Annotated in this window: 20 protein-coding genes and 1 pseudogene; 7 read left to right on the top strand and 14 right to left on the bottom strand. The window is 67.7% G+C overall.

The window, feature by feature from the left end:
- Positions 1-17 precede the first annotated feature (17 nt).
- Together VARPA_RS20360 and VARPA_RS20365 are read right to left on the bottom strand one after the other, a co-directional pair.
- The gene (locus VARPA_RS20360) at positions 18-1361 is read right to left on the bottom strand and encodes a TolC family protein (RefSeq protein ID WP_013542464.1); all 1344 of its coding nucleotides are present in this window, start codon (positions 1359-1361) and stop codon (positions 18-20) included.
- Between the two features lie 95 nt (positions 1362-1456).
- On the bottom strand, positions 1457-1834 hold the full coding sequence (locus VARPA_RS20365) for a hypothetical protein (RefSeq protein WP_013542465.1): 378 nt from the start codon (positions 1832-1834) through the stop codon (positions 1457-1459).
- A gap of 160 nt (positions 1835-1994) precedes the next feature.
- Here VARPA_RS20365 and VARPA_RS20370 point away from each other — a divergent pair, with 160 nt between their 5' ends.
- Positions 1995-2672 carry a heavy metal response regulator transcription factor gene (locus VARPA_RS20370; protein WP_013542466.1) on the top strand — a complete coding sequence of 226 codons (678 nt, stop codon included), beginning with the start codon at positions 1995-1997 and terminating at the stop codon, positions 2670-2672.
- Positions 2669-3991, top strand: coding sequence for a heavy metal sensor histidine kinase (locus VARPA_RS20375; protein ID WP_013542467.1), 1323 nt, complete (start codon positions 2669-2671; stop codon positions 3989-3991). The genes VARPA_RS20370 and VARPA_RS20375 overlap by 4 nt, the downstream gene beginning before the upstream one ends.
- A 160-nt stretch (positions 3992-4151) precedes the next feature.
- Here the strand turns inward: VARPA_RS20375 and VARPA_RS20380 are convergent, their stop codons facing one another.
- The 3 genes from VARPA_RS20380 to VARPA_RS31405 form a co-directional block, all read right to left on the bottom strand.
- Entirely contained in the window at positions 4152-5426 is a 1275-nt protein-coding gene (locus VARPA_RS20380; protein ID WP_013542468.1) for a cation:proton antiporter, read from the bottom strand.
- 70 nt (positions 5427-5496) lie between these two features.
- Positions 5497-8025, bottom strand: coding sequence for an ATP-binding protein (locus VARPA_RS30285; protein ID WP_013542469.1), 2529 nt, complete (start codon positions 8023-8025; stop codon positions 5497-5499).
- 8 nt (positions 8026-8033) lie between these two features.
- Positions 8034-8360 (bottom strand): response regulator, encoded by a 327-nt coding sequence (locus VARPA_RS31405; protein WP_167330552.1) that lies wholly within the window; start codon positions 8358-8360, stop codon positions 8034-8036.
- A 192-nt stretch (positions 8361-8552) separates the two neighbouring features.
- On the opposite strand from VARPA_RS31405, the gene VARPA_RS20395 reads away from it, so the two are divergent.
- Positions 8553-9293 carry a response regulator gene (locus VARPA_RS20395; RefSeq protein ID WP_013542471.1) on the top strand — a complete coding sequence of 247 codons (741 nt, stop codon included), beginning with the start codon at positions 8553-8555 and terminating at the stop codon, positions 9291-9293.
- Positions 9294-9296: 3 nt separating this feature from the next.
- Here VARPA_RS20395 and VARPA_RS20400 read toward each other — a convergent pair whose 3' ends face one another.
- The 4 genes from VARPA_RS20400 to VARPA_RS20415 all read right to left on the bottom strand — a co-directional run bounded on the left by VARPA_RS20400 (position 9297) and on the right by VARPA_RS20415 (position 12286).
- Positions 9297-10754 (bottom strand): YncE family protein, encoded by a 1458-nt coding sequence (locus VARPA_RS20400; RefSeq protein WP_013542472.1) that lies wholly within the window; start codon positions 10752-10754, stop codon positions 9297-9299.
- Positions 10751-11224 carry a DUF305 domain-containing protein gene (locus tag VARPA_RS20405; protein WP_013542473.1) on the bottom strand — a complete coding sequence of 158 codons (474 nt, stop codon included), beginning with the start codon at positions 11222-11224 and terminating at the stop codon, positions 10751-10753. The genes VARPA_RS20400 and VARPA_RS20405 overlap by 4 nt, the downstream gene beginning before the upstream one ends.
- Positions 11221-11703 (bottom strand): DUF4148 domain-containing protein, encoded by a 483-nt coding sequence (locus VARPA_RS20410; RefSeq protein ID WP_013542474.1) that lies wholly within the window; start codon positions 11701-11703, stop codon positions 11221-11223. Before VARPA_RS20410 ends, VARPA_RS20405 begins: the two co-directional genes overlap by 4 nt.
- Positions 11704-11950: 247 nt before the next feature.
- A complete protein-coding gene (locus VARPA_RS20415; protein ID WP_013542475.1) occupies positions 11951-12286 on the bottom strand; it encodes a winged helix-turn-helix transcriptional regulator in 336 nt (111 codons plus the stop codon).
- A gap of 118 nt (positions 12287-12404) precedes the next feature.
- Here VARPA_RS20415 and VARPA_RS20420 point away from each other — a divergent pair, with 118 nt between their 5' ends.
- Both VARPA_RS20420 and cysS read left to right on the top strand, forming a co-directional pair.
- On the top strand, positions 12405-12983 hold the full coding sequence (locus VARPA_RS20420) for a carboxymuconolactone decarboxylase family protein (RefSeq protein WP_013542476.1): 579 nt from the start codon (positions 12405-12407) through the stop codon (positions 12981-12983).
- Positions 12984-13222: 239 nt separating this feature from the next.
- A pseudogene (gene cysS, locus VARPA_RS20425) lies at positions 13223-14600 on the top strand (cysteine--tRNA ligase).
- 12 nt (positions 14601-14612) lie between these two features.
- Here cysS and VARPA_RS20430 read toward each other — a convergent pair.
- Positions 14613-16907, bottom strand: coding sequence for a heavy metal translocating P-type ATPase (locus VARPA_RS20430; protein WP_013542477.1), 2295 nt, complete (start codon positions 16905-16907; stop codon positions 14613-14615).
- A gap of 70 nt (positions 16908-16977) precedes the next feature.
- Here VARPA_RS20430 and cadR point away from each other — a divergent pair, with 70 nt between their 5' ends.
- Positions 16978-17451, top strand: coding sequence for a Cd(II)/Pb(II)-responsive transcriptional regulator (gene cadR, locus VARPA_RS20435; RefSeq protein WP_013542478.1), 474 nt, complete (start codon positions 16978-16980; stop codon positions 17449-17451).
- A 75-nt stretch (positions 17452-17526) separates the two neighbouring features.
- Here the strand turns inward: cadR and VARPA_RS20440 are convergent, their stop codons facing one another.
- Complete coding sequence (locus VARPA_RS20440; protein ID WP_013542479.1) at positions 17527-18396, bottom strand: NmrA/HSCARG family protein; 870 nt, start codon at positions 18394-18396, stop codon at positions 17527-17529.
- 70 nt (positions 18397-18466) lie between these two features.
- A complete protein-coding gene (locus VARPA_RS20445) occupies positions 18467-19417 on the bottom strand; it encodes an NADP-dependent oxidoreductase (protein ID WP_013542480.1) in 951 nt (316 codons plus the stop codon).
- 102 nt (positions 19418-19519) lie between these two features.
- Here VARPA_RS20445 and VARPA_RS20450 point away from each other — a divergent pair, with 102 nt between their 5' ends.
- Positions 19520-20395 carry a LysR family transcriptional regulator gene (locus VARPA_RS20450; protein ID WP_013542481.1) on the top strand — a complete coding sequence of 292 codons (876 nt, stop codon included), beginning with the start codon at positions 19520-19522 and terminating at the stop codon, positions 20393-20395.
- A gap of 55 nt (positions 20396-20450) precedes the next feature.
- Here VARPA_RS20450 and VARPA_RS20455 read toward each other — a convergent pair whose 3' ends face one another.
- Complete coding sequence (locus VARPA_RS20455; RefSeq protein WP_013542482.1) at positions 20451-21701, bottom strand: MFS transporter; 1251 nt, start codon at positions 21699-21701, stop codon at positions 20451-20453.
- 122 nt (positions 21702-21823) lie between these two features.
- Positions 21824-22615, bottom strand: coding sequence for a serine O-acetyltransferase (cysE, locus tag VARPA_RS20460; RefSeq protein WP_268741654.1), 792 nt, complete (start codon positions 22613-22615; stop codon positions 21824-21826).
- Between the last annotated feature and the right edge of the window lie 18 nt (positions 22616-22633).

Raw genomic sequence — 22633 nt, forward strand, 5'->3', positions numbered from 1 at the left:
GATCTTGGGTGTCCGTGTCAGCGTGCGACGGGCGTCGCGTGCAGGGTTTCTTCTCCGTCGGTGCCGAGCAGGCGGTCGAGTTCTCCGGCCGCGCGGTGCGCATCGGCCAGTGCGACGAGGTATTGGTTCCGCACCTGGAACAGCGTGCGCTGCGCATCGAGCGCTTCGAGAAAGCTGAACTTGCCCAGCTCGAAGCCCTTGGTCGCGGCCTTGTAGGCGGTCTCGGCGCCAGGAAGCGCATCGCGCTGCAGCGTCTCGGCGGTGGCGCGCGCCGAGCGCAGGCGCTCGGTGGCCTGCGCTACGTCAGCGCCCAGTTGCAGCTCGGCGGCGGCGAGGTCGTCTCGCGCTTTCTCCTCGCGGCTCAGGGCCTCGGCGAGGTTGCCTCGGTTGGTGTCGAAGATCGGCAGCGGCACCGAGAGCCCGACGACGACCTGGTTGCGGCGGTTGCTCGCACCTTCGGTGTCGGTGGACGCGGGCACGCGCTTGGCGCCGAGCGACACGGTGACGTCGGGAATGCGCTTGGCCCGCTCGAGGCTGGAGAGCGCCTCGCGCCTTTCGACTTCGAGCCGTGCCTGCCGCAGCACGGGCGCGGCGAAGAGCCGGCCTTCTACGTCTTGAGGCGAAGCGAGCGTCGGCAACTGATCGACTGCGCCGTCCACCTGCGTGAAGCGCGGCACGGGGTTGCCCCACAGCGCGGCCAACTGCTGGCGCGCGGAGCGCAGCGTGCCCTCGGCCTGCAGCAACTCGACGCGCACACCGGCCTCGGCCACGCGCGCGCGGGTTTCCTCCAGCGGCGAGACCTTGCCGGCCGTGACACGGTTGGCGGCCGCCTTCGTCGCGATCTGCGCGAGGCCGACCGAGTCCTGCGCGAGCCGCAGGCGCTCCTGCGCCGTCAGCACTTCGAAGAACAGCGTGACGGTCGAGGCCCGCAAATCCGAGCGGCGCGCCACCAGCGCCGAGGCAGCCTGGTCACGCGCGCGTTCGGCGGCCGTCACGCGGGCCGCGCGCTTGCCGCCCAGCTCGATGGGCTGGCTCAGTTGCAGCGTGGTGGTGCGGTTGTCGCGCCGCAGGTCTTCCAGCTGCGCACCGAACTCGGGGTTGGGCCAGGCGCCGGCCTGGACGATGGCGCCCTCGGTGGCTTCCTGCTCACGCGAGGCGGCGGACAGGCTGGGGTTGGACTGCAGCACCATCGCGATGGCGCTGCGAAGGGTCAGCGGACCCGCGGGCTCCAGCGTTCTGGCGGCCGGGCGGGATGATGAAGTCGGAAGGCCCGCAGCGGTCTGCGACTGCTGCAATTGCTGTGAATAGGCCGGGGGCACCGCCAAGGCCAAGACGGCCAGCGGCACGAAGAGCGTGCGCATCGAATTCTCCTGGGTTGCGAAACAACGGACGGACGAATTCGGCGAGAGCTCAGCTGATGAAAGGGATCAGTGGTGGGTGGTGTTCTCTCGCCGAATCAGAGGGCGAGAGTCCGTGCGGGGCGCACGGGGACTTCGGAGACATGCGAGATGAAACGGTCTTCCGTTTTCGCATGCAGCACCTGGGGCAACTGCAGCGCGCCGACGGCATTGCCGGCCGCCATGTCCACATGCTGCGCAGCGCCGAAGTGGCTGACGATGCAGTGCCCGACTGCGCCGTTCGGCTGCGTGCTGGTGTCCTGCTTCGCGCCGCCGGCGTTGTGCGTGCGATCGGTGTTGTTGTTGGGCTCGTCCTGGTGGTGGCCCCAGTGCTCGGGCTGCGTGTCGCGCTCGTGCTGGCAATACGCCGCCGACGCCGCCCAGCTGAGCTGGAACGGAAAGAGGAGCAGCAGAAAGATGAGGAGCCAGCGACGCATGAGCCAAAAAGTATATCGACGGGGTGCAAAGCCCCGTCCGCAAAAAGCCCTGCGAACAGAGGGCCCGGCGCAATGTACGACCTGCAGACGGCGCTTCGTCCGTCAATAGGATTACTAAATCGTAACCAGTGTTTTGAGAGCTATTGGGTACGATCCGACAATGAGAATCCTTGTCATAGAAGACGAACCCAAACTGGGCGATTACCTCAAAAAAGGGCTGGAGGAAAACGGATATGTCGTCGACATTGCCCGCGACGGCATCGAGGGCCGATACCTCGCCACCGAGGGAGAGTACGCACTGGTCCTGCTCGACGTCATGCTGCCCGGCATCGACGGCTTCACAGTGCTCCAGGCGATACGCCGCACGAAGAACGTGCCCGTGCTGGTGCTCACCGCACGCGACAAAGTCGAAGACCGCGTGCAGGGCCTGCAGCAAGGCGCCGACGATTACCTCGTCAAGCCCTTCTCCTTCTCCGAGTTGCTGGCGCGCGTGCAGGCGCTGCTTCGGCGCGGCAAGGCACAAGATTCCACCGTGCTGCGCCTTGCCGACCTCGAACTCGACATGGCGAGCCGCAAGGTGTTTCGCAACCGCGTGCGGCTCGACCTCACGGCCAAGGAGTTCACCCTGCTGGTGGTGCTGCTGCGCCGGCGCGGCCAGATCCTCTCGCGCACCACGCTCGCCGAGCAGGTGTGGGACATGAACTTCGACAGCGACACCAACGTGGTGGAAGTAGCCATCCGGCGCCTGCGCAGCAAGATCGACGATCCGTTCGAGGTGAAGCTGCTGCACACGGTGCGCGGCATGGGCTACGTGCTGGAAGACCGCTCCTGGGCATGAGCCCGCGCCCGCAATCGATACAGAGCCGGCTCTCGCTCTGGATCGCCGCGCAGACGCTCTTCGGGCTCAGCGTCATCTGCCTGGCCATCTACCTCGTGACGGCCTGGAACTTCGGCGAGAAGCAGGATGACGAACTCGACCAGAAGGCGGTGCTCGTGCAGCACCTGCTGAAGGAGGCCGAGAAAGGCGGCGACCTCGTCTTTCTCAAGCACAAGCTCGACGACTTCTTCTCGCTGCAGGACGACGTGAGCCTGTCGATCTCGCATGCGGGCAAACGCCTCTTCGAATCGCGGCCGACCACCGGTGGCCGCTGGCTGCGCCGGGACCTGACGGTGCCCTGGCAGCAAGGCGGGCTGACAACCAACCTGCAGGTGCAGCTCGGCGTGAACGTGGCGCAGGAAGCACGCCTGCTCGAACGGCTCGCATGGACGCTGCTCGGCGCCGTGGTGATGGGCACCGCGCTGGTATCGCTCACCGGCATGTGGCTGGTGCGGCGCGGACTGCGTCCGTTGAAAGCGCTTGCCGACCGCACCGCGGCCATGGCGCCGGACAAGGCCAACCAGCCGATCGATGCACTGGCCTTCGCCAAAGAGCTTCGTCCGTGGATCACCCAGTTCAACGCACTGCTGCTGCGCGTGCAGCGGGCCTATGTGCAGCTCGAATCCTTCAATGCCGACGTGGCGCACGAGCTGCGCACGCCGCTCGCCAACCTCATCGGCTCGACCGAACTCGCGCTCACGCGGCAACGCTCCAACGAGGAACTGCAGGGCGTGCTGACCTCCAACCTGGAGGAGATCGGCCGGCTCTCGGGCATCGTCACCGACATGCTGTTTCTCTCCAAGGCCGACCGCGGCACCTCGACGCGCTCGCGCGCCGTCGTGAACCTCGCGGCGCAGGCGCGCGACGTGATCGACTTCTACGACGCGATGCTCGACGAGGCCGGCTTGAAGGCCGAAGTGGCCGGCGATGCGATGGCCGATGTGGACGCCTCGCTCGTGCGTCGTGCGCTCTCCAACCTCCTGGGCAATGCGATCCGCTTCGCCGCGCCGACATCGGCCATTCGCATCGAGCTGAAAGAGGAGCGCGACGAATTCGTGCTCTCGGTCGTGAACCGCGGGGAGCCGATCGATCCGGCCGCCCTTCCCCGCCTGTTCGAGCGCTTCTACCGCGCCGCGCAGGCCCGCGACGGATCGACAAGGCATCACGGACTGGGCCTGTCCATCGTCGAGGCCATCGCGCGCATGCACGGCGGACGCGTGTTCGCGTCGAGCGAGGGTGGAGAAACGCGCATCGGCTTCACGGTGCGCCGCAGCGGCTGAGGCAAGGCCACCACAACAGTTCGGGCCAAGGCCATCACAACCGTTCGGGTGGAGGCCATCCCAACCGTTCGGGTGGAGGCCATCACCACCGTTCGGGCTGAGCTTGTCGAAGCCTTGCGCGGCGCTTCGACAAGCTCAGCGTGAACGGTTTTTTTTCTCTTCAGGGCTTGGCGTGCGCCTCGGCTTCGGCAGGAGGCGCCGCGTCCGCAACAGGTTTTGCCTTGCGGCCGAGGCACAGCGTCATGAGCGGCCCGGTCATCGCAGTGGTGGCGAGCGCCATCACCAGCAGCATCGTGAAGAGCTCGGCACCGATCAGGCCCACGTCGAAACCGATCTTGATGACGATCAGCTCCATCAACCCGCGCGCATTCATCAACGAGCCTGTGGCCATGCTGTCGCGCCAGCTGTAGCCCGCCAGACGCGCACCGGCCGCGCCGCCGGCGATCTTGCCGATGGTGGCGACGCCGATGATCAGCAGCATCGCGCCGAGGCTCGCGCCGTTGAACGCGCTGGCGGTGGTGCCCAGCCCGGCGAGCGCGAAGAACAGCGGCATCAGCACGACGATGGAAATGGGCTCGATGCGCTCGCTCAGCGAGCGCAGGAGGCGGTCGTCGCGCGGCAGGCAGGCGCCGAAGAGGAAGGCGCCGAACACCGCGTGCAAGTGCAGCCATTCGGTGAGCAGCGCGGTGACCAGCAGGCCGATCATCAGCGAGGCCATCACCGTGGTCGAAGGCTCCCCATCGGGCGCCTTCACGCGCAGCAGCCAGGCAAAGGCCGGCTTCAGCCCGAAGAACAGGAAGGCCAGCATCACCACCACGCCGACCGTGATCTTGATGAGCCCCGCATAGCCCTCGCCCGCGCCCACCATCGCCACCACGAAGGCGAGCAGGACCCAGGCGAACACGTCGACCACCGCCGCGGCGCTCAGCGACAGCTGGCCGAAGGAGGTGCGCGTCATGCCGCGGTCCTTCAGGATGCGCGCCATGACCGGAAAGGCCGTGATGGAAAGCGCTGCCGCCATGAAGAGCGCAAAGGGCCAGAACGCGACGCCGGCCGGCGCGAGCGTGGGGTACAGCGCCGGCGAGATCGCAAGGCCCAGCGCCAGCGGCACGATCACGCTGAGCACACCCACGGCGCCGGCCGCCTTGATCTGTGAGCGCATGTTCTGCGAGGACCGCAGTTCCAGCCCGACGACGAACATGAACAGCACCAGCCCCACTGTCGACAGCGACGACAGGCCCTGCAGCAGGTCCTTGGCGAAGAGCTGCGCATGCAGCGAAGGAAAGAGCGCGCCCATCACGGCCGGGCCGAGCATCAGGCCCGCGGCCATCTCGCCCACCACGCTGGGCTGCCCCAGGTAGCGCAGCACCCAGCCGCAGAGGCGCGCCGTGGTGAGGATGACGACGAGTTGCAGCAGCAGGGTGGTGACGGACATGGGAGATTCGTTCGGAACGCGAAAGCCGGCGGGGCGTGGCCGCCGATGTTAGTGCCGCACGGAGCCCGGTTCAATCCGGCGGCCGGGCCGCCAGGATGCGCGCGAGGCACTCGGCCAGTTCCTGCAGCCCCAGCGGCTTGTGCAGTACCTCTGCCACGCCCGCATCGCGCGCCCGCTGTTCCAGCGCCACGTTGACGTTGCCACTCACCAGCGCCACCGGCAGCTCCGGGCGCTTCGACCGCAGCAGCCGGGCCAGTTCGCTGCCGGGCATGCCGGGCAGCATCTCGTCGGTGAGCACCGCATCGAAGCGCCGCGGATCGGCCTCGAACGCGGCCAGCGCGCGCTCGCTGGTGCCGAAGCCCACCGGCTCGTAGCCCAGGCTTGCGAGCAGTTCCTCGGCCAGCTCCAGCAGCGGTTGCTCGTCGTCCACGATCATCACGACCTCGCCGTTGCCGCGCGGGCAGCCGGGCACGGTGTCCAGCGGCGCCTGTTCCGGCCCGCCGTCCGCCGCCTGCCCTTGCAGCACCGGCAGCCACACCGACACGACCGTCGGCCGGCCGTTGCCGGTCGCCACGTCGATCGCGCCGCCGATGTCCGCCACGATGCCGTGCACCACCGAGAGGCCGAGGCCCGTGCCCTCGCCCACCTTCTTGGTGGTGAAGAACGGATCGAACATGCGCTGCAGCACCTCGGGCGAAATGCCCGGGCCGGTGTCGCCCACATCCAGGCGCACGTACGAACCGGCCGCGATGTCGCCGTGCAGCAGCGCGCGCTTTTCGGCGATGTCCACGCGGTCGAGCCTGAGGCTCACCACGCCCTCATCGCTCACCTTGCCCATGGCCTGCACGGCGTTCGTGCAGAGGTTCATCACCACCTGGTAGAGCTGCGTGCCGTCGCCCACCACGGCCGCGCTACCGGACTGCAGCCGCGCGTCCACGCGCAGGCCCGGCGGCAGCGTGGGCACGAGCATCGAGATCACCTCTTCGACCAGCGCCTGCATATTGACCGGCACACGCTCGGCGATGCCGCTTCGGCTGAAATCGAGAATCCGCCGCACCAGGAGGCGCGCGCGGGCACCGGCCTGCATCACGCGGTCGATGTGGCGGCGCATGGCGCTGCCGGGCTCGGCCTGCTGCTGCGCCATTTCGCCGAAACCGAGGATGGCGCCCAGGATGTTGTTGAAGTCGTGCGCAATGCCGCCCGACAAGGTGCCCAGCGCCTCGAGCCGCTGCGTCTGCTGCAGGCGCGCTTCGAGCCGGGTCTTGTCGGCCTCGGCGAGCTTGCGGTCGCTCACGTCGGTGGCGGCGCCGAAGAGGCGCAGCGCCGCGCCGGCGTCGTCGCGCACGCAGCGGCCGCGCGCATGAATCCAGCGCCAGTCGCCGCCGGCGTGGCGCACGCGGTATTCGAGCTCGACCGCGTGCGTGCGGCCGGCCAGGTGGTCGTCGATGGCGACCTTGGCGTGCGGCGCGTCGTCGGGGTGCAGGTGCACATGGCGCAGCACGTCGGCCGAGGTGCCCAGCGGCACCGACGTGTCGACGCCGTGCAGTGCGCGCCACTTGTCGGAGACGAACACCGAGTCTTGTGCGACGTTCCATTCGGCATGGCCTTCGTTCGCGGCCTCCATGGCCATGGCGTAGCGCTCCTCGCTCTGGCGCAGCGCCAGCTCGCCGCGCTCCTGCCGGCGCAACTGGCGCAGGAGGCCGACGATGGTGAGCACCACCAGCAGGATCAAGAGCACCGTGCGGATGCCCGAGCTCCACATCTCGTCGTACCAGGGCCGCAGGGCCTCTTCCTCGTCGCGCATGACGGCCAGGATCAGCGGCCGCTTGCCCACGCCCACCGCGGCGATCAGCTTGGCCCGGCCGTCCATCGGGTTGACGGCGCGCGCCACCTTGCCGCCTTCCTTCAGCGCCGCGAGCTCGGGAAAGCTCAGCTTCTTCGCCGGATCGGTGGGCCCCGGCTGGCGCACCACCAGCGTGCCGTCGCTCAGCGTGAGCAGCAGCGAACTGCGGTCGCCCAGCTGGATGGCCGAGTACATGCCTTCCAGGTGCTGCAGCGTGACGATGGCGGTGACCACGCCTGCGAACGCGCCGTTCGGCCCGTCGATGCGGCGCGACACCACCAGCCCCGGCATGCCTTCCGTGCGCGTGGTCATGGGCTCGCTGATGAAAAGCCCGGTGTCGCGCGAATCGCGCTGCGCGGTGAAGTACGGCCGGTCGGACACGTCGGACAGCGGCCCGCTGGTGTCACGCGAGCGGTGGCGCTGCATGCCGTGGGCATCGACGACGGTCAGCACGCTCACCTGCGGCACGCCGACCGTGCGCGAGGCCAGGCCCGGCGACACCTCACCAGGGCCGAAGTCGCCGCTGGCCGCCCCGTACCAGCTCGCGGTGTCGCGCAGCACCACGTCCACCGCCTGCATGCTGCGCAGCGACTGCTCGGCCAGCGCCTTGGCAAGGTTGCCGAGCTCGCGCTCGTTGGCCAGCATGATCTGCTGGTGCAGCCGCCAGCCGTCGTAGCCCGCCGAGCCGATGCACGCGGCGATCAGCAGCACGCCGGCGGCAACGATGCGGCGGCGGAGGCGGTCGGCGGATTTCATGGGGAAAGTCAGTGGGCAGTGCCGAGGGTGTCGGCCACGGCCTGCAGCAATTCGCCGCGCGCGCAGGGCTTGGCGACGAGGCGGCGCAGGCCGAGCGCGCGGGCCGGGTTCGAATCGCTGTGCAGGCTGCGACCGAGGCGGGTCGAGAGCCCGATGAGCGCCGCACGCGGGTAGCCGGCCCGCACGGCACGCACCGTGTCGGCGCCGCCGCCCCGGAGGTCGGGCATGTCGACGATCACGAGGTCCGCATCGGCACCGCTGGACGCGCCCTGCGCGGGCAGCGCCTGCACCGCGTAGCCCTCGCCCAGCAGCCATTCGCAAATCAGTGTTCGCATGGCGCTATCTTCCTCGATCACTACGACGGTCGGCATGGCCTCTCTCTGTTCGGTGCGGGCGGCGCAAGTTGCCCGCCATGACGCTATTGGCGCTGCTGCACATGCCGCCCTCATGTCGGCCGCGGCGCGGGCATTTCATCTGTAATCGGGCGGTACGCCGCGCGCAGCGAAGTTGCATTACCCTTCGGCTCCATGAGCGCCAGCCACCACATCCTTGTCGTCGACGACGACCCGGCCATCCGCGAACTGATGGCCGAGTACCTCACCGAGAACGAGCTGCGCGTGACCACCGCCGTCTCGGGCGCCGAGATGAAAAAGGCGCTCGCCGAATCGGTCATCGACCTGGTGGTGCTCGACCTGCGCCTGGGCGGCGAAGACGGCATGCACCTGGCGCGCCACCTGCGCGAGAGCAGCGCCATTCCCGTCATCATCGTGACCGGCAAGCGCGACGAGGCCGACCGCGTCATGGGCCTGGAAATCGCGGCCGACGACTACATCACCAAGCCCTTCAGCAACCGCGAGTTGCTCGCGCGCATCCGCGCGGTGCTGCGGCGCTACCAGGTGCAGCGCGACGCCACCGCGGCCGCGCCCGCCAAGGGCGGCACCGAACGGCGGGCCTACCGCTTCGCGGGCTGGGAACTGAACGTGCTGGTGCGCCGCCTCACCGCGCCGGACGGCCGGCGGGTGGAGCTGAGCAACGGCGAATTCAACCTGCTGCTGGCGCTGTGCGAGGCGCCGCAGCGCGTGCTCTCGCGCGACCAGCTGCTCGAGCTCTCGCGCCTGCACGGCGCGGAGGTGTACGACCGGTCGATCGACGTGCAGATCCTGCGTCTGCGGCGAAAGATCGAGGTCGATGCCTCGACGCCGCAGTTCATCCGCACCGAGCGCGGTGCGGGTTATGTCTTCGACACGCAGGTCGATGCGTTGAACTAGGGCTCAGAGGCCCTGCACCTGCACCGGCTTGCCGGGCTGGCCCGCCACCTGCGGCGCAATCACCAGATAGCGGCGCGAAGCCTCCGCATTCGACTGCACGATCTGGCGGATCGGCCCAATGGCATTCACGATCGCCGAGCCCGCCGGGTTGGTCATGAAGTTGGCGAGCGGCTGCAGTGCGCCGCTGCCGTCAGCCTGCTCCGCGAGCGCCAGCACATAGGGCGACTTCGGCTCGAGCCCCGTCGCAGACGCTTGCAGCACCTGCGTCAAGCCTTGGTCGAACAACGTCACGCTGGTGGGCGCACCCGCCTTGTCGCCCTGCACGGCCGCGAGCGTCAGGTGCGCGGCCTGCCCCGCCACGCCGAGCGGCTGCAGGCCCTGCATGCCATCACCTTCCGGCACCGCATTCGGCACATAGGCAATCGCCTGCGGCGCCTGGCCGATGGGCACTTCGCCCACGACCTTGTTCGTCCCGGTGTCGATGACGGCGAGCGCGTCGGCGTTCTCCAGCCCCACGTAGATGCGCGAGCCGTCGCCCGAAGGCCAGATGCCGTGCGGCAGCTTGCCGACCGGGATGGTCGCGACCTGCGAGAAATCGTCGGTGCGGAACACCTTCACCTGGTTGAGCCCGCCGACGGTCACATAGGCGAAGGTGCCCTTCTTCGTGGCGGCGAAGTTGACGTGGTTGGTGATCGCCCCGGTGTCGAACGACTTGAGGACCGCGAACGGCGGCTTCGCATCGAACACCATCGTGCGGCCCACGTCCTTGAGGGTGAACCACACCTGCCTGCCATCGGGCGTGGCGGCGATGTTGGGGCAGAACGGGCTGTCCTGCTTCACGCGGCCGACGATCTGTTTCGTCGCGGTGTCGATCACCACGGTCTCGGGGTTGAACGACGAGCACACGTAGCCGTACTTGCCGTCGGGCGAGAAGATCTGCATGCCGGGCCCGGCGGGCGTGACGATGCGGGTCTTTTCCTCGAAGGTGGCCGCATCGATCACCGAGACGTAGTTCTCGCCACGCACCGTGACCCACACCTCCTTGCCGTCAGGCGTGAAGAAGGCCTCGTGCGGCGAGCGGCCGACGTAGGTCGTGTGCTTGACGGCGTTGGTCGCGGTGTCGATGAAGGTCACCGAGTTCGAGCCGATCGACACGACGGCGAGCGTGCGGTGGTCGGGCGAGAAGCCCATGCCGTGCACCAGCACCTGGCCCTTGTAGAGCGGGCTGAAGTTGCCGGGCGCCGGATCGCCCAGGCGAATCACGCCCAGCAGCTTGTTGTCGACCGGATCGGTCACCGAGACGGTGTTGGAGAACTGCTCGGCGGCGTAGAGGCGGTCGCGGTGGCTCACCGGAATGTCGGCTGACGCGGCGGCACCGGGGGCCTGGCCTGCATGGGCGAACGAGGTGGCAATAGCGAGCGATGCGCACAGCAGCGCGGCGGCGTGACGAACGGGGGTCATGGGGTGTCTCGGTGCTCCATGTGCATGCCGGGCATCGTGTGTGGATGCGGCAAGGAATTTGTTGTGTGGGTGGCGGAAAGGCCCTGCGTGGGCGCAGGTGCCGAGGGCGGCAGCGGCTGGCCGAGCGCGAGATGCATCGCGGCGATCTCCTGCTGCTGCTCGACGATGATTTCCTGCGCGATGCGGCGCAGCTGCTCGTTGCGGCCGTAGCGCAACTCGGCCTGTGCCATCTCGATCGCGCCCTGGTGGTGCGGAATCATCATCGCGGCGAAATCGCGATCGACGTCGCCGGAGGGCTTGATCTCCATCGCAGCCATCATCCGGTTCATGGCAGCGTCGTTCTCGGCGGCGAAGGCGGCGGCGATCGAGTCGGCCGCCGCGGGCAGCACGCCCACGGCAGCGACCAGCGCTGCGCCCACGACGGCCGCCAGCGCGATGCCGCGCTTCCGGCGCGGTGTCGTCGCGCTCACTGGCCTGCGCTTTGTGGCGTGGCCATCGCGACGGCGCTGTTCGTCGCCACGGCGTTGCCGCCATGCGCGAGGAAGAACGAGCCGCTGTCTTCGCCGTAGAGCGCGTCGAAGTGACCGCTCTTCTCGGCCGTGGCCAGCTCGGCCTTCACCTCGGCGCGCGGCTCGGTCGACTTGAAGTTGCGCGAGAGGTAAGCCGAGCCGCTGTCGGTGGCGGCCAGCACGCCGAGCGTGCCGTCGGCCTTGGCCTGTGCCAGTTCGGCCTTCACCTCGGCGCGCGGTTCGCTGGCCTGGAAGTGGCGCGACAGGTAGGCCGAGCCGCTGTCCTCGCCCGTCAGTGCAGCCAGTTGGCCGCTGGCCTGGGCCGCCTTCAGTTGCGCGACGACTTCGGCGCGGGTCAGGCTCTGGGCCGAGGCGGCGCCGGCGGCGGTGAGCATCACGGTGGCGGCAAGGGCAGCCATGGCGGCATTGAGTTTCTTCATGATCGTTTCCTTCTAGATGCGCATCTGAAAAAGTAGAAGGGGTCGCCGACAGACACGCGTCCGGCAGGCCCCGAGCCAACACTGGGTGATCCAGGCACCAGGGGGCGGTGCCTGGATCGGTGTCGATTCGGGCTCTACTTTGCAAAGCGCGCGTTGCGCACGAATTGCGCGCGCACCGCGGCCGATTCAGATGAAGCGGGAACGATTGCAGATGAAATACGCGGCCGTTTTGCTTTGGCCTTTCGGGCTATTCGAACCAGCGATTGGCCCACTGGTTGAGCGGCGTCAGCCGCTTGACCAGCTCGCCGCCCGCCTCGGTGAGCACATAGCCCGCGCCCGAGAGCTCGACGATGCCGGCCGCGCGCAACTCCTTGAGCCGGTCGTTCAGCACCGAGGGCGACATGTCCTCCGTGCTCGTGCGCAGCGCCCTGAAGCTCTGCGGCACGCCATCGCGCAGCTCCCACAGGATGCGCAGCGTGCCCTTGCGGCCCAGTTGCTCCAGCAGCCGCATGATGGGCCGCCGCGCCGCAGCAGCAGTTGGCGCGGGCTGCGAGGCCGATGCTTCTTCTTCGTTGTTGTCCATGTCGTGCTTTCGGTGATCGGATGGCCGCTGTTGCGCTACGGATTGCGTAGCGATAGACTGCGCCGGATCGCTACGATTTTCGTAGCGATTTCAACGCATTCTACGAAGGATCCCGACCATGACGACTGCCACCATGCCAAGCGCTCGCACGCCTCGCATTCCACCGCTCGAAGCGCCCTTTCCCGAACCGATTGCCGACCTGCTGGCGCGCATGAATCCGCCCGGCAGGCCCGAGATCCTCGCGCTCTTCCGCGTGCTGGCCATCAACCCCGAGCTCGCGGAGCGAACACTGGGGCTGGGCCGCTACCTCCTGGGTCGCAAGGCAGCCGTGAGCCTGCGCGACCGCGAGGTGGTGATCACCCGCGCCTGCGCCCGCTGCGGCGCCGAGTACGAATGGGGCGTGCACGTGGCGGCCTTCGCCGATGCGGCCGGCTTCAGCGAGGTCGACCGGCGCGTGATGGCATCGGTGATCGAAGACGTGGAGCTCCTCGCGCCGCGCGACCGCCTGCTGGTGCAGCTGGTCGACCAGCTGCACGACCGCAGCGACATCGACGACGCGCTCTGGCAATCGCTCGGCGAACACTGGAGCCACGCGCAACTGATCGAGCTGATGATGATCGCGGGTTGGTACCACGCGGTGAGCTACGTGTGCAATGCGGCGCGCGTGCCGCTGGAGAAGTGGGCGGCGCGCTGGTAGGCCCGAAGGCGTGAACGCTTCCCTGCAATTGACCGACCGCAAGGCGAACGCTAGGATCGTTCGCATGTTTGCCCGCGCTTCTTCGTCTTCCCGACTTGTCTTCGCATGCTGTCCCGGCCTGCCAAGGGGCGCTTGCGGCTAGCACCTGATCTTCGTCCGCATCCCTGAGGCCACCCGTTGAAAAACCGGTGGCCTTTTTGTTTTTTACAACCGGCATCCCTCTCCACGAAAAGGCTCGAATGTCCCTTGCCCTGTACGACACCTGGTCGCGCACCGTGCGCCCCTTCGCTCCCTTGCAGCCCGGCCACGTGGGCCTGTACTGCTGCGGGCCGACGGTGTACGACTACGCGCACATCGGCAACCTTCGCACCTATGTGTTCGAGGATGTGCTGCGGCGCGTTCTGGTGCTGAACGGGTACGAGGTCCGGCACATCGTCAACATCACCGACGTCGGGCACCTGGTTTCGGATGCGGACGAGGGCGAGGACAAGATGGAGAAAGGAAGCCGTCGGACGGGCAAGTCCGCCTGGGAAATCGCACAGCACTACACCGAAGCCTTCCTGTCGGACTGGCGGGCGCTGAACCTGCTGGAGCCTACCGCGTGGCCCCGTGCGACCGACCATATCCCCGAGCAACTGGAGTTCATCGCGGCCTTGCAGCGCAAGGGCTATACGTACCAGACAGCCGACGGCCTGTACTTCGACACGACCAGGCAGGACGACTATGGCCATCTGGCTCGCCTCGACCGCGCAGGGCTTCGCGCCGGCACACGTTGCCATGGGCGAGAAGCGCGATGTTTCCGATTTCGCCCTCTGGAAGTTCAGTCCGGTGAACTCGAGGCGGCAGATGGAATGGGACAGCCCCTGGGGACGCGGCTTCCCCGGCTGGCACATCGAATGCTCGGCCATGTCCGCCAAGCACCTGGGGCCGTGGTTCGACATCCATTGCGGTGGAGAGGACCACATCGGCGTGCATCACAGCAATGAAGTCGCGCAGACGCAGGCATGCCACGGCACCCGGCTCGCGAACTTCTGGATGCATGGCCACTTCCTCACGCTCGACGACAGGAAGATGGCCAAGACGGACGGCGATTTCGTGCGCCTCCAGACACTGGTCGACCGGGGCATCGACCCCCTGGCCTACCGTTATCTCTGCCTCACGGCGCACTATCGAAGCACCTTGCGATTCACCGAGGAAGCGATCAACGCGGCGCAGTGCGCGCTCGACCGTTTGCGCAAGGCCTATGGGGTTTGGCCCGTCGGCGGCACGGCCCACGAAGACTTCGTGCAGCGCTTCAATGCCGAGGTCAATCAGGATCTCAACCTGCCGCGCGCGCTGGCGGTTCTCTGGGAGCTGGTCAGAAGCGATTTGCCTGCGGCAACCCGGCGCGCCACAGTCGACCATTTCGACACCGTGCTGGGACTTCGACTGGCCGAATGGCAGGAGCTCGCGCCGGACATTCCCGCGAACGTTGCAGCCCTGCTCGCGGCCCGCGAAAAAGCGCGCGCCGGCAGGAACTGGTCGGAGGCCGATCGCCTGCGCAATGCGTTGCAGGCCTTGGGCTGGCAGGTCGAGGACAGCGCGACCGGGCAGCGGTTGAGCCCAGTCTGGAAGTAAGCGGCATGCAACCTACTTGGGCGCCCGCATCAGCCGCAGCCCGTTCGCCACCACCAGAAGGCTCGCGCCCATGTCCGCGAACACCGCCATCCACATCGTCGCGCTGCCGAACACCGCGAGCACGAAGAAGATGCCCTTGATGCCGAGTGCCAGCGTGATGTTCTGCCACAGCACCGCGTGCGCGCGGCGCGAGAGGCGGATGGTCTCGGGAATGCGGCGCAGGTCGTCGTTCATGATGACCACGTCGGCCGCTTCCATCGCGGTGTCGGTGCCCGCGCCGCCCATGGCGAAACCGATGTCGGCCTGCGCGAGCGCCGGCGCGTCGTTGATGCCGTCGCCGGTCATCGCCACCGCGCCGTAGCGTTCCTGCATCGCCTTGATGGCGCCGAGCTTCTCTTCGGGCAGCAGGTTGCCGCGCACGTCCTCGATGCCGGCGTGGCCACCGATGGTCCTGGCCGTGGCGGCGTTGTCGCCGGTGAGCATCACGGGCACGACGCCGAGGGCGCGCAGTTCGGCCACCGCGGCTTGCGACGATTCCTTGATCGTGTCGGCGACAGCGAACAGCGCGAGCACGGCCCGACTCGATGCAAGCAGGGTCACGGTGCGGCCCGCCTCCTCATGGCGCTTGAGTTCGGCTTCGAGTGCCGGAGTGCACAAGCCCTTCTCTTCGATCAGCCGATGGTTGCCGAGCATGTAGCTCTGGCCCGAAAGCACGGCCTGCACGCCGCGACCCGGCAACGCGGTGAAGTCGCCGACTTCTTCGCGCTCGCCCTTCAGGCCCTCGGCGATGGCCTTCGACACGGGATGGTCCGAGCGGCCCGCGATGCTCGCGGCGATCGCGAACACCGCCGCTTCATTGCTGCCCGATGCATCGAGCAGGCTGGACTCGACCAGCTTCGGCTTGCCTTCGGTGATGGTGCCCGTCTTGTCGAGCGCCACGGCCTTCAGCTTGCGTGCCTCTTCGAGGTACGTGCCGCCCTTGATGAGGATGCCGCGCCGCGCGGCCGATGCGAGCGCGCTCACGACCGTGACGGGCGTCGAGATCACCAGCGCACACGGGCAGGCGATGACAAGCAGCACCAGCGCCTTGTAGATGGCCTGCAGCCAGGTCCAGTCCATGAAGAGCGGCGTGAACAGCGCGATCGCCAACGCCAGCACGAAGACCGCGGGCGTGTAGATGGCAGCGAAACGGTCGACGAAACGCTGCGTGGGCGCGCGCGTGCCCTGCGCCTCTTCGACCGCGTGGATGATGCGCGCGAGCGTGGTGTTGGCCGCCACCGCCGTGACACGGAATTCCAGCGCGGCGGTCTGGTTGATGGTGCCCGCGAAGACCGGGTCGCCCACGGTCTTGTCGACCGGGATGCTCTCGCCCGTGACCGGCGCCTGGTCGATGGCGCTCAGGCCCGCGGTCACCACGCCATCGAGCGGCACGCGCTCGCCGGGGCGAATGCGTGCGACGGCATCGAGCGCCACGGCGTCGGCCCTCATGGTCTGCCAACTGCCATCGGGTTGCTTGACTTCAGCCTGCTCAGGCGCGAGCGCGAGCAGGCTCTGGATCGCGTTGCGGGCGCGGTCGACGGCGCGGGCTTCGATCAGCTCGGCAATCGCATAGAGCGCCATCACCATCGCCGCCTCGGGCCACTGGCCGATGACGAAGGCGCCAGTCACGGCAACGGCCATCAGCGCGTTGATGTTGAGACGCCCGCGCACCAGCGCGCCGAAGCCCTTCTTGTAGGTGTCGAGGCCGGCCAGGCCAATGGCCGCGAGCGCGAGCACCATCTCGGCGGCCATGAAGCCCTTGCCGTCGAGGGCCAGGAAGGAGATCGATTCGGCCGCGATGGCCAGCACCAGTGCGGCGACGAGGCGCGCGAGGCCGGCGCTCATTCCCGCGATGCGTGCAGGGGCGGCCGGGGCAGCCGTGTCGCCGACAGGCTCGGGCTTGAAGCCGGCCTTGCGGATCGCATCGAGCGCCTGGGGCAGCGCGCCATCGTCGGCCGTGATGGCCATCGTGCGCTCGCCGAGGCGAAAGCGCAGGCCCTGGATGCCGGCCACCGGTTCGAGGGCGCGGCGGATTTCGGATTCCTCGACCGCGCAGTCCATCGTGGGAATGCGAAAGAGCAAGGCGCCCTTGGGAATGTCGGTGGTGTCCACCGCGGGTGACGAACCGCAGACCGGGTTGCCGCAGCAGGCCGTTTCGGCATGGGCATGAGCGTGGGTGTGCGCAGGTCCGTGCGAGTGATCGTCACCATGGTCGTGGTCGTGAGGCAGAGCCGGCGTCACGGGCTTCAGGGCGTTCTGGTTCGGCATGAAAGCAATTGGAAACCCTGAAGCAGGTGTAGAGTCAAACGCTGAATTCCACTTCTGGATTTGCCGCATCATGAAAATCGGTGAACTCGCCAAGGCCGCGAACACGCCGGTCGAAACCATCCGGTATTACGAGCGCGAGCAGTTGCTGCCCGAGCCCGCGCGCACCGACGGCAACTACCGCATCTACGACGACGAACACGCCCAGCGCCTGGGCTTCATCCGGCGCTGCCGCTCGCTGGACATGACGCTCGACGAGATCCGCAGCCTGCTGAAATTCCGCGATGCGCCGCAGGACGACTGCGGCGAGGTCAACCAGCTGCTGGACGACCACATCGGCCACGTCGCCGCTCGCATCGCGGAACTGAAGACCCTCGAAAAGCAATTGAAGGCGCTGCGCCTGCAATGCTGCGGGCCAGAGTCCGCGAATGCCTGCGGCATCCTGCAGGAACTGGACACCGCCGCGCTCGCGCCGGAGACCTTCGGGCAGCACGCGGGGCATGTGCATGGGTCGCTGCACAACACGTCGGGGAAGCGGTCGGGTTGAGGGAGGAGTAAGTCCAGGGCGCTGCTTCGGACATTGCCCCGGTGCTCAAGAGCGGCAGGTCACAAGGCGCTCCGCCTACGCCGCAGCAACGGCCTCCTTGATGAAGTCGGCGTAGTTGCGCAGGGGACGCCCGAGCATGGCCTGCAGGCGATCCACCGCGCCGTCCGCGCCGTGCATGCCGAACTTCTGGATCCCGGCCATCATCAGGCGCATGTCGTAGGCAAGACAGGACGGTCCCGACGAGGCCATCTGCGCTTCGAAGGCCGCCACGTCGTCGCCGCCGTAAGTCACGTCGCGACCGAGCGCCGCGCTCCACAGCTTGGCCACCGATTCGCCGGTCAACCGCTCGGGCCCGACCAGTTCCAGCGTCACGCGTGGCAACGGTGCGGGCGCGCGATCGCGGCGCAGCAGTTCGGCGACGGCAACGTCCGCGATGTCTCGCGCATCGATCATCGCGACGCCCGACGAGCCGATCGGCATCGGGTAGACGCCGTAGCCCTGGATCACCTGCTGGACCATGCGATCGTTCTGCATGAAGTAGGCCGGCCGAAGGATGGTCGCGGGGATGTCGAGGCTCTCGATCATTCGCTCGACCGTGTGCTTGCCGGTGAAGTGCGGCACGTCGGTGAACTTGTCCGCATGGATGACCGACAGGTAGACGATGCGCTCGATGCCGGCCTCGCGCGCCAGGCTCAGCGCAACGAGGGCCTGGGTCACTTCATCGGGCGTGACGGCGTTCAGCAGGAACAGCGTGCGCACCGACGACAGTGCCGCGCGCATCGAAGGCACGTCGGTCAGGTCGCCGACGACCTCCTTGACGCCGGCCGGGAAGCTCTGCTTTCCGGATGTGCGAACGAAGGCGCTGACTTCGGCGCCGGCAGCAGCCAAGCCTTGGACGACCAGGGAACCGATGGTGCCGGTGGCACCGGTGACAAGAATGCTCATAGAAAAATCTCCAGGTGGTTGAAGGAAAACGGGTTGAGGGGAAAACAGGGAATGGAGGTCACTCGGTCGATCAGCGCGAGAAGTCCGCAACGACCTTGCCGATGCGCGGGTCGGTGCGATTGCGTTCGATGGCCGCGGGGATGTGGTCGAAGCCCACGACTTCGTCGAGCTTCGAGATCAGGGCGCCTTGGGCGATCTCCGCCGCCAGCCGCTCCAGGAGCGCGGTGTCCGGCTTGTTCATGAACCACAGCCCGCGGCGGCCGGCGGGCGTGCGGGCCAGGATGTCTGGCGATGACGTGCCGACGATCGCGCCGTCCTTCTTCAGCACCTGCCACGAGCGGTCGAGCACTTCGCCGCCGACGTAGTCGAGCACCAGGTCGATGTCTTGCGCAATCGATTCGAAGCGTTCGGTGCGGTAGTCGATGACGTGGTCCGCGCCCAGGCTGCGAACGTATTCGACGTGCGCGGTCGAGGCCGTTGCAAACACTTCGGCGCCCGCCTGCTTGGCGTACTGCACGGCATAGCCGCCCAACCCGCCCGCCGCGCCGTGGATCAGGATTCGCTGGCCTGCGGCAATCGGACCTGCGTGGTGCAGGCTTTGCCAGGCTGCCACCGCCGCAACAGGGATGGCGGCCGCGTGCACATCGTCCAGGCCCTGCGGCGTGCGCACGAGCTTCGCTTCGTCGACCACCACAAACTCGGCATAGGCGCCCAGGCCGCCGAGCGGCCCCATGACGCGATCGCCGATGCGAAAACGCGAGGCGCCGGGGCCGAGCGCTTCGATGACACCCGCCAGCTCGATGCCCAGCACGGCGGGCAGTTGCAGCGGGAACGCGTCCCGGACGAAGCCTTCGCGAATCTTCCAGTCGATGCCGTTCACGCCGGCAGCCCGGACGCGGACCAGGACCTGGCCCTGCCCGGCCGTGGGCCTTGCGATGTCGGCGATCTCGGCGGCGGCAGCGCCGCCGTAGGCCCGGATCAGCACAGCGCGTTGCGTGTCGTTGTTGAGGGTGGTGGTCATTTCAGTTTCTCCAGTTGAGTTGCGATGGGGAGAAGATAGGCCGTTGCATTGCTAAAACGAAGACACGAAAATGAAGACACATCGTTTCAAATCCGGAACACCATGGACCTGAATGCATTGAGCGACTTCGCGCTTGTCGCCATGAACGGCGGGCTCGGCAAAGCAAGCCGCGCAAGCGGCAGATCGAAGGCGACGCTGTCCCGGCGCATCGCCGACCTGGAAGAGCAACTCGGCGTGCGGCTCATCGAGCGCAGCGCCCGCGGGCTCAAGCTCACGGAGGCCGGGCAGATGCTGATGGACCGCACCGAAGGGCCGATGCACGAAGTGGCCGACGCCATGACGTCCGCGCGCGAGGGCTTGTCGGTGCCGCGCGGGCGCTTGCGTGTCGCTTCGCCGGTGCTGTTTTCGCAGCTCACGATGGGCCGCATCTCCGCTGAGTTCTGCACGGCCTACCCCGAGGTCAGCTGCGAGGTGGTGGCGGACGATCGGCTGGTCGATCTCGTCGAGGAGCAGTTCGATGCCGCGATCCGGATCAATCCAGCGCCGGACAGCAGCCTCGTGGGCCGGTGCTTCGCAAAGGACCGGCTGGTGGTCGTGGCCGCGCCCTCGGTACCCATGCCGAAGCCGGGCAAGGTCAGCCCGGTCCCCGGCATCGTTTCAACGAACTTTCAAGACGGGAACTGGACGCTCGACGACGGACGCCTGGTCCTGGAGCCAATCCCGCGGCTGAGACTTTCCTCGTTCCTGATGATTCGCGACGCTGCCATCGCCGGTGCCGGCGCTGCCCTGATACCGCAGTCCATCGCGTGGAACCAGTTGACGCGCGGAGAACTGGTTCAGTGGGGCATGGTTTCAGGCGTGGAGGTCGCGCTCTGGGTCCTGCATACATCGAGGCGACTGCCCGCGCCGAAGGTACGGGCGTTCGTCGACTTCATGTGCGCGCAGTATCCGCAGGGGTCGCTCGTGCTGAACGGCTAGAAGACGGCAGGTTGCACTGGCTCGTCCTTCGCCCGTGTGCGTTGTCGAACGGGGACTACCTCGCCACTCCCCGCCCCTTGCCACCCGCATTCGCATGCCGCGGAATCCAATATCCCAGCATCCCCGCCGCAGCAAAGGCGATCAGCCCGGTCACCGCGATCCCCGCCGCAAGCGACAAGCCACCCGCCAACAGAGACAGCAGTGCCGGCCCGCACGAAGACCCGATGTCGGACATCAAACGCCAGATGCCCAGGAAGTGCGCGCGCCCGTGGCGCGGCGAGTGGTCGGCGCCCAAGGTCATGATCATTCCGGAGCCGATGCCGTTGCCGAACCCGATCGCGAGCGAAGCGATCAACAGCGTCGCGACGCCTGACGTGAGAGGCATCAGCAGCATCGCCAGTCCCATGATCAGCATCGACGGCACCGCGACCCAGCGCCTGCCTTTCCGATCCATCACCTTGCCGGCCGGATAGAACACCAGCATGTCGATGCCGCCCGCCAGGCCGTAGATCAGCGACGCCACCGAGGGCGCGAGCATCAGGTGGTCGGCCCACAGCGGAATCACGGCCTGGCGCGAAGCGCGCACCGCGCTCACCAGCACCACGCCGATACCGAGCGTGAGGAACACACGGCGGTGATCGCGCAGCGTCGAGACGATGGAGGTCGAGGCCGGCGTGGCCTGACCGGCCGGGACCGGTGGCGCTTCCAGGTCAGGGATGCGCGCGCCGATGGCGGCCGCCGCCATCACCGCCACGATGCCGACGACATAGGCCGCCCACAGCCCGAACGCGTGCACGGCCGCAGCCGCGAGAAAAGGTCCCGCGAACATGCCGATGCGCATGACGCCGCCCAGCGTCGACAACGCCCGTGCGCGGTATTCGATGGGCACCGCCTCGGTCATGTAGCTCTGGCGCGCGAGGTTGTAGACCGCCTGCGACATGCCCACCATGAAGCAGCCCGTGGCGAACAGGCCCAGGTGCGAGGTCAGCACGCACAGGAGCATGCCAAGGCCGCTCCACACGCCCGCCGCGACGATGGCCCAGCGCTCGCCCCATCGCATGGTGATCATCGAGGCGGGGATGTTGTTGAAGAGCGAGCCGATGCCGATCATCGCGATCACCAGCGCGGCCATGGGCACGGAAGCACCCAGGTCGCGCGCCGTCAGCGGCACGATCGGCAGGATGGCGCCCTCGCCCAAGCCGAACAAAAGCGAGGGGGCAAAAGCCGGTATGGCGATGCGCCACAGGGAGAACGGGGGCGTGGAGGGAGAAGACGTGGAAGTCGAAGCGGCGGGCGGGGATGACATGGGAGAGGGCTCGGTTTCTTGCCACCGCGCGCCGGGTGGTCAAAGCAAAAGCGCCGCGATTGTCTCGCCGATGCCTGATGTCTGCAGGCGCTCGGGAACTCGGCGATCGTCCGAGAGGCGCGCTACTTCCCCACCAACTGCGTCAGCTTCTCCGCCTCGAAGCACTCACCCCGCGCCGCATCGCCGGGCACGCAGTCCTTGCTGCCCGGCTGCGCCGAGAGCTTCTCGATCGCCTGCCACAGCAGCGCGATCTGGTGCTCCTGGCCCGAGGCGTTGTCGATCAGCCCGCGCATGGCCTGGCTCAGCGGATCGTCTTCCTGCGTGATGCCGTAGGCGGAAAACTTCTGCGACTCGGACACGTCGGCGCTCTCGCCCGCCTTCGACGGAATGATGCGTGCGGGAATGCCCACCGCCGTCGCCCCGGCCGGCACCGGCTTGATGACCACCGCGTTGCTGCCGATCTTGGCGCCATCGCCGACGACGAAGCCGCCCAGCACCTTGGCGCCCGCGCTCACGACCACGTTCTTTCCCAGCGTCGGATGGCGCTTGGTGCCCTTGTAGAGCGAGGTGCCGCCCAGCGTCACGCCCTGGTAGATGGTGCAGCCGTCGCCGATCTCGGCGGTCTCGCCGACCACCACGCCCATGGCATGGTCGAAGAACACGCGCTCGCCGATCTTGGCTGCGGGATGGATCTCGATGCCGGTCATCCAGCGCGCCCAGTGCGCGATGAAGCGGGCGGGCCACTTGAATCCGTGCGTCCAACAGGCATGCGCCCAGCGATGCAGCACCACGGCATGGAAGCCCGGGTAGACCGTCATCACTTCCCAGGCGCTGCGGGCCGCCGGGTCGCGTTCGAGGATGCACCGGATGTCGGCGCGCAGTCGAGAGAACATCGCTGCCCTTGTTGTCGTTATATCGATAGTGGGCGGGCA

This window comes from Variovorax paradoxus EPS (genome assembly GCF_000184745.1).
GTDB classification, from domain to species: Bacteria; Pseudomonadota; Gammaproteobacteria; order Burkholderiales; family Burkholderiaceae_C; genus Variovorax; species Variovorax paradoxus_C.

Coding starts and splice junctions, on each gene's coding strand:
- VARPA_RS20360 (WP_013542464.1), bottom strand. CDS start 1,361: ATGCGCACGCTCTTCGTGCCGCTGGCCGTCTTGGCCTTGGCGGTGCCC.
- VARPA_RS20365 (WP_013542465.1), bottom strand. CDS start 1,834: ATGCGTCGCTGGCTCCTCATCTTTCTGCTGCTCCTCTTTCCGTTCCAG.
- VARPA_RS20370 (WP_013542466.1), top strand. CDS start 1,995: ATGAGAATCCTTGTCATAGAAGACGAACCCAAACTGGGCGATTACCTC.
- VARPA_RS20375 (WP_013542467.1), top strand. CDS start 2,669: ATGAGCCCGCGCCCGCAATCGATACAGAGCCGGCTCTCGCTCTGGATC.
- VARPA_RS20380 (WP_013542468.1), bottom strand. CDS start 5,426: ATGTCCGTCACCACCCTGCTGCTGCAACTCGTCGTCATCCTCACCACG.
- VARPA_RS30285 (WP_013542469.1), bottom strand. CDS start 8,025: ATGAAATCCGCCGACCGCCTCCGCCGCCGCATCGTTGCCGCCGGCGTG.
- VARPA_RS31405 (WP_167330552.1), bottom strand. CDS start 8,360: ATGCGAACACTGATTTGCGAATGGCTGCTGGGCGAGGGCTACGCGGTG.
- VARPA_RS20395 (WP_013542471.1), top strand. CDS start 8,553: ATGAGCGCCAGCCACCACATCCTTGTCGTCGACGACGACCCGGCCATC.
- VARPA_RS20400 (WP_013542472.1), bottom strand. CDS start 10,754: ATGACCCCCGTTCGTCACGCCGCCGCGCTGCTGTGCGCATCGCTCGCT.
- VARPA_RS20410 (WP_013542474.1), bottom strand. CDS start 11,703: ATGAAGAAACTCAATGCCGCCATGGCTGCCCTTGCCGCCACCGTGATG.
- VARPA_RS20415 (WP_013542475.1), bottom strand. CDS start 12,286: ATGGACAACAACGAAGAAGAAGCATCGGCCTCGCAGCCCGCGCCAACT.
- VARPA_RS20420 (WP_013542476.1), top strand. CDS start 12,405: ATGACGACTGCCACCATGCCAAGCGCTCGCACGCCTCGCATTCCACCG.
- VARPA_RS20430 (WP_013542477.1), bottom strand. CDS start 16,907: ATGCCGAACCAGAACGCCCTGAAGCCCGTGACGCCGGCTCTGCCTCAC.
- cadR (WP_013542478.1), top strand. CDS start 16,978: ATGAAAATCGGTGAACTCGCCAAGGCCGCGAACACGCCGGTCGAAACC.
- VARPA_RS20440 (WP_013542479.1), bottom strand. CDS start 18,396: ATGAGCATTCTTGTCACCGGTGCCACCGGCACCATCGGTTCCCTGGTC.
- VARPA_RS20445 (WP_013542480.1), bottom strand. CDS start 19,417: ATGACCACCACCCTCAACAACGACACGCAACGCGCTGTGCTGATCCGG.
- VARPA_RS20450 (WP_013542481.1), top strand. CDS start 19,520: ATGGACCTGAATGCATTGAGCGACTTCGCGCTTGTCGCCATGAACGGC.
- VARPA_RS20455 (WP_013542482.1), bottom strand. CDS start 21,701: ATGTCATCCCCGCCCGCCGCTTCGACTTCCACGTCTTCTCCCTCCACG.